4 protein-coding genes and 1 pseudogene are annotated in these 5,839 nt (G+C 44.4%); 2 read left to right on the forward strand and 3 right to left on the reverse strand.

Going from position 1 to position 5,839, the window contains the following annotated elements; genetic code table 11:
• Positions 1–332: 332 nt before the first annotated feature.
• From KIV40_RS23810 to KIV40_RS23820, 3 genes are all read right to left on the reverse strand, one after another.
• Positions 333–2,081, reverse strand: a complete 1,749-nt coding sequence (locus tag KIV40_RS23810; RefSeq protein WP_285351656.1) for a formate--tetrahydrofolate ligase — start codon at positions 2,079–2,081, stop codon at positions 333–335.
• A 236-nt stretch (positions 2,082–2,317) separates the two neighbouring features.
• On the reverse strand, positions 2,318–3,622 hold the full coding sequence (locus KIV40_RS23815) for an inosine/guanosine kinase (protein WP_285351657.1): 1,305 nt from the start codon (positions 3,620–3,622) through the stop codon (positions 2,318–2,320).
• Between the two features lie 130 nt (positions 3,623–3,752).
• Entirely contained in the window at positions 3,753–4,226 is a 474-nt protein-coding gene (locus KIV40_RS23820; protein ID WP_005431604.1) for a CreA family protein, read from the reverse strand.
• 213 nt (positions 4,227–4,439) lie between these two features.
• Between KIV40_RS23820 and KIV40_RS23825 the strand changes: the two genes are divergently transcribed.
• Together KIV40_RS23825 and KIV40_RS23830 are read left to right on the forward strand one after the other, a co-directional pair.
• Positions 4,440–4,949 carry a hypothetical protein gene (locus tag KIV40_RS23825; RefSeq protein ID WP_005431602.1) on the forward strand — a complete coding sequence of 170 codons (510 nt, stop codon included), beginning with the start codon at positions 4,440–4,442 and terminating at the stop codon, positions 4,947–4,949.
• Positions 4,950–5,018: 69 nt separating this feature from the next.
• Positions 5,019–5,822, forward strand: a pseudogene (locus tag KIV40_RS23830) (ABC transporter substrate-binding protein); the annotation flags it as partial.
• Positions 5,823–5,839 lie beyond the last annotated feature (17 nt).

A 5,839-nucleotide genomic window follows, 5' to 3' on the forward strand; every position in this document is an offset into this window, starting at 1 on the left:
GTGATCAAGAGACAGACTGCAGGAGGCTTTCGAGTGACGTTGTTGAGTGTCCTTTGAACTTATAAATGGTAATGCTATATAACGTAGTACAAGATTCGAGCCATAGAATTTTGTCAACAAAATCAATGCACTCAGTAGAAGAAGGTGTTATCGCTGCACTATATTAGGGAGTGGAAAAATAGACCGTGCACTATAGTGGTGAGAGTGGTGTAAGTACTCCAAGTTACAAAAGCCGATTTACAATGTAAAGGAATTCAAAAACAGTATGTTAGAGCATGTTCATAGCAAAACGGGAGCCAAATGGCTCCCGTTTCTCGTCAATCTTCTTGTTTTTATGAAAGGCCGATAATATTGCCTTGATCATCAAGATCTAAGCTCATAAATGCAGGTTTGTCTGGCAGACCTGGCATAGTCATTACGTTCCCAGACAGTGCGTAAACAAAGCCCGCGCCGGCACATAAACGCAGCTCACGAATTGGTACGGTAAAACCACTTGGCGCGCCTTTTATGGCTGAATCCGTTGTGATTGAAAGCGGTGTTTTCGCAATGCACACCGCTAAGTCATCAAAGCCTAATTTCTCAAAGTGTGCCAGTTGTTGTTTCGCTAGCTCGCTCATTTCGATGTTTGATGCACCATAGCCCACTTCACATACTGCCATCAGCTTTTCTTTCAAGGATTGCTTTTTGGTGTAAAGAGGGTGGAATTGAGCGCCTTGTTCACAAGTTTCAACAAGGTGCTGTGCGAGTTCAATAGCGCCTTCGCCACCTTGTGCAAATGCGGTGCTTACTGCCACTTTTACCTCAGGGTTAAAGCGCTCAATCAATGCTCTAAGCTCTGCCAATTCTTGTTCTGAATCTTGTGGGAACTGGTTGATGGCAACAACTGCAGGGATTCCGTATTTATGCACGTTATTGATGTGCCATTTCAGGTTTTCGAATCCGGCTTCAAGTGCGGCTTGGTCTGGATTGAAAATAGAGTCTGGAATCGCCATACCTGGTCGTAAGTCGTAGTGACCAGAATTTGCTTTCAAACCACGAAGGGTCGCGACAATTACCACACAATCTGGTGCACGGTCAGCGGCTAATGCTTTAATGTTACAGGCTTTCTCAAAGCCCATGTCTGAGCCAAACCCAGCTTCCGTGACAACGTAACTAGAAAGTTTTAATGCAATCTGGTCTGCAATGATGGAAGAGTTACCGTGAGCGATGTTGGCAAATGGACCTGCGTGGATCAGAGTGGGTACGCCTTCAAGCGTTTGCATTAGAGTAGGGGCAATGGTCTCTTTCAATGTGACCGCCATGGCGCCGGCAACTTGCAAATCTTCAGTCGTTACTGGATTACCATTCAAATCATAAGCAACGACGATGCGACCAATACGTTGACGAAGATCTTTAAGGTCATTTGCTAGCGCAAGGATAGCCATGAGCTCGGACGCGGCAGAAATATCAAAACCTTCTTCACGTTCGAAGCCGTTGATGTTCTTACCTTCTTCATTCAAGCCTATTTTTACCATGCGCAGTGCTCGGTCGTTGTGGTCCATCACACGTTTCCATGTGATTCGCTCAACATCGATTTTCAGCGCTTTTAAACCCGTTCGAGCTTCAAATGCATCGTAACCTTCACGTTGTTCATGATAGAGACGAGCATCAAGTGCTGCTGACGCTAGGTTATGCGCGGCCGTGACAGCATGGATATCGCCAGTTAAATGAAGGTTGAGCTCGTCCATTGGCGCCACTTGAGAGTAACCGCCACCAGCAGCGCCACCTTTGACACCAAAGACAGGCCCCATAGAAGGCTGACGAATACACGCCATCACAGATTGGTTAATCTTGGATAGACCTTGAGATAGACCGATTGTGGTAACCGTTTTGCCTTCACCCAGTGGGGTAGGCGTAATTGCAGTGACCAACACCAATTTACCATCTTGATTGTCAGTTAGACGCTCAAGACATTGGGGATGAACTTTAGCTTTGTGTTTTCCGTGCGTATCGAGTTCGTGCGGCAAAAGACCTGCGTTTGCGGCGACAGTAGCGATAGAAGACAACGGTGTGTTTCGGCAAATTTCAATATCAGACTGCATGGATACTCCCAAAAAATGGCTAACACGTGGCGTTCAACAATAGGCAAGTAAAAGCTTGCTTAGTGTTGCGCAAACGTTTGCGCGAGAATAATACTGGTAAAATAAGAGGTGTAAAGCAGTTCGTGCGCCTTAGCGTGCTACATCATAACAAAAAACACTAAATACTGCGCTAGATCAAAACAAAAAGGCCACCTAATGGTGACCTTTGCGTGTTTTTTGCTCTAAGTGCTTGGTTCTTAGCGATCCCAGTATGTCTCTTCTAGGCTGTCTTCACGCTCTGGAAGTGCGCGAGATAGGCGAGGAGAGTGCTGAGTTAACACTTCGTAGCTTACGCGGTTTGCGTACTTACAAATCTGAGATAGAGAAGAGTAAGTTAGGCAACGTACTTCGTGTTTCTCTGAACCTGGCACTTCTTTCTGGTGGAAAGAGTTAGCCGCCATATCGTGCAGAAGTGCAGACAGTGCCGCATCACCTGCGCCATTGGTGTTCTTGATTTCAAGAGGGCCACCAAGGTAAGGACCAATATGAGAATACACTTTCATTGGTGCTTTACAGTCGTCTTTGCGCATTGCACGGCTAAATTCAAACTTGTTGAACTCTTCGATAGAGCCTTCAAGAATGTCATGTGTGGTTTCACGTTTTACTTTCTCTTCCGTGTAACCCGCCATGTAAAGACCATCTGGGCCAGCAGTACAAAGTACAAGGTCTACCCACTCAAGTGCTTTGTCTGCAGCAGCAAGAGGGTCGGTTTCACCTGTTAGTGCTGCGCCTTCTTCTTCGTTCATTGCAACGACAGATACGTTGTCGCGAATGTAGTCTTGCCACCATTCTGCATTGCCTTCAATCACGTATTTTGTACCTAGAGTCAGTACTACAGGGACTTCGTGCTTCTTAGCAAATTCGATTGCGCGCTGAACCGCTTGAGGCATTTGGTCTTCTTTCTTACCACGCATAAGGTAAGAAGAAACCACAAGAGCTGATGCTTTAGTAAAGACTTCTTCAGGAATGCTTTCCGGAGACAGCTTGTTCATGTGGCCTTCGTTAATTGCGAAGGTACGCTCGCCGTCTTGAGAAATTAGTGTGTAGCAACGACCAATAGGACCATCTACCGTTTGCAGGTGGTTAAGGTTCATGCGAGAAGAGGTGCGGCATAGGTAGCGGTATGCAAAAGAACCCACTTGGATGTTCTTCGACATTACGCCTAAGAGTACTGATTTACTATCAGCCAAAACAGAGTAGTTATGTAGTGTGTTGCCGATAGTATCACCAGGGTATTGGTGAGTAATCAGGCCTTGTTCTACTAACTCTTCATACAATGCGTCTGCTTTGCTCTCTTCAAGAACGAGAGAATGACCTTTACTAAGGTTGTATTTTTCTAAAAACGCATCGTCTACGCGCGCTTCGATATCAACGATGGTTTGACCAACACCGACAATCGTTGGGCGGTACAGCTTAGGCGCCTGTCGGATTTGGTTGACTAATGGATCTCGAGCGTGAGTTGGAAAGTAGTGTTTAGATTTTCGCTGACCAGGAAACTTCATGCTTGTTCTTGAGTGAGAAAAAAAGAGGCGGGATTGTATCACAAAATTTTGAAATTCGTTGCGTTTTATTACTAAGAAATTTGCCCGCTGAAAAATGCAGCGGGCTGATGTTTTTACAAGCGATTTGGGGTTAATTCGTAGGAGTTACAGTCGGTTCGACGTAAGCTTTGGTTCCGTACAATGGGACCGTTGATAGGCTGTGCTTAAAGCTGCCTTCTGTCTCTTTCGTTGTGTAAGACAAGTAAAGCAATGTTTGGTTTTCAGGATCGTAGATACGACGCACTTTCATGGTTTTGAAGAAGATACTCTTCGACTTCTTAAAGACCACTTCGCCAGACTTGCTCTTATCGATTTTTGCAATCATTTCTGGGGTAATGTCACCAGTTTGGCGACAAGAGATAGAGCTGTCACTAGGATCGGACAAGCTCAGGTTTGCTTCGATAGAGGCGATGTGACAAGTAACACCTGTCACCACTTCATCTTGTAGGTGACCGATTTTAATGTCTTTCATTGTGAACATACCAAGCGACACGTCACCGACTTCATTGTCGCTACAGCCAGCTAATACAGTGATCAATCCAAGCGCAAGCAAGCTCTTTTTCATTTTTCTTCCCTTAAATAGGCTAATTTATTAACTCAATTTATCAGACGTGCACGGTTAAAACAAAATTTGGCGTTACCTCAGGACTTTAGCTAGGTTTGTAAGAGGCTTCATGCTAATGTACCGCTCCAGAACAGGTGAGCACTACATTTCTAATCAAAGTCCTGTCTTTTACTCGCTGTAAGTTTCATCATTAGCAGCGCTTAAGGTAAGAAAATGAACGAACAACAGTTAGAAAGCATTAAAAGAAAAAACGCGTGGTTGCATGATTTGGTGGAAGTTGAGTTTCCAACAAAAGAAAGTTTGGAAGGCCGCGCAATCTACACACGAATGCTTGAAGAGCAATCGTACCAAGTTGTCGAAAAGTCTTTACTACTAGATAAAGAGCAGCGTTTAACCGCTGAAGATATCTTTCTTGTCGATTTTCATCGACTTACGGTCATGTTTTCTATTTTGCAGTCGCAACGCTGGTCCGATAAGCATGAGCAAGAAATGATTGTCGAGTACCTTACTCAAATCATACTCTCACCGGAATTTGAACTTTACGTTGGTTTCGCTGAAGGCGAAGCCGTTGGCGCCGCGATTGTAAGTCAATATGAAGGCAATACCGTTATTTCTGACACTGTGGTTTCTCAAAATTTAGATAAGACTCAGTTTGTCTCAGATTTAGCGAAAAAATTGAACGCCGATCAAAAATTGTATGAAACAATAGTCTTAGAAAATTGATTCAAGTCGAAGCTCGTTTGGGCTTCGACATTTAATATAAGCACAACTCCTTTCTCGGCTGGGTAAAACATGACTAAGCGTTTGACGCGTTTATTGGCTCTATTAATGTGCTTAGGGACGGCCGCAGTCAATGCTGATGAATCTGATTGGGAAATCAAAAGAATACTGGTACTTCACTCGTATGAACCGTCCTACCAATGGACAAATGACATTCAAAACGGGATCGAAGAAGGGTTTGAGCAAACCAACAATGAAGTAAAATTATCCATCGAATATCTGGATGCTAAGCGTGTGCATTCTGATGGGTACTTTGAGCGCATGGCGAACTACTTACAGCTCAAATATGCTGACTATATTTTTGATGGCGTCATCATTTCAGATGATGCGGCCTTGCAGTTTGCCAAGCGATACCTCTCCAATGAAAATCGTTCCACACCGCTTGTTGCTGTGGGCATAAACAATACACAAGCCACGTTAGATAGCCTCAGTACAGATGGCAGTATTCTCTACGAGCAAGACCGCGTAGAAGAAAACATCAAACTCATTAATCAATTGCGCCCTGGTATTAAAAACCTGTATTACCTAGCTGATCGGAGTATGACATCAGAGCTTATTCATAAGCGTGTCATTGCGGAGATGGCAAAGTATCCGCGCATAAACGTAATTGAGCTTCGCGATGAGACTTTGGCGGATGCGTCCAATCGGTTAAAAAATATTGACCCTAACGATGCAGTATTACTGACTCACTTTAATACTGAGCTAGAAAAAGGGGCGTATCATTCATACCAAGAAGTGGCTCATGTGGTCGGTAAGAAAAGTGCCGCGCCGGTATTTGTGTTGTGGGAAATGTATTTGGATGAGCCTGGCATTCTAGCTGTCTCTTGATCACA

The organism is Vibrio sp. D173a (genome assembly GCF_030248475.1).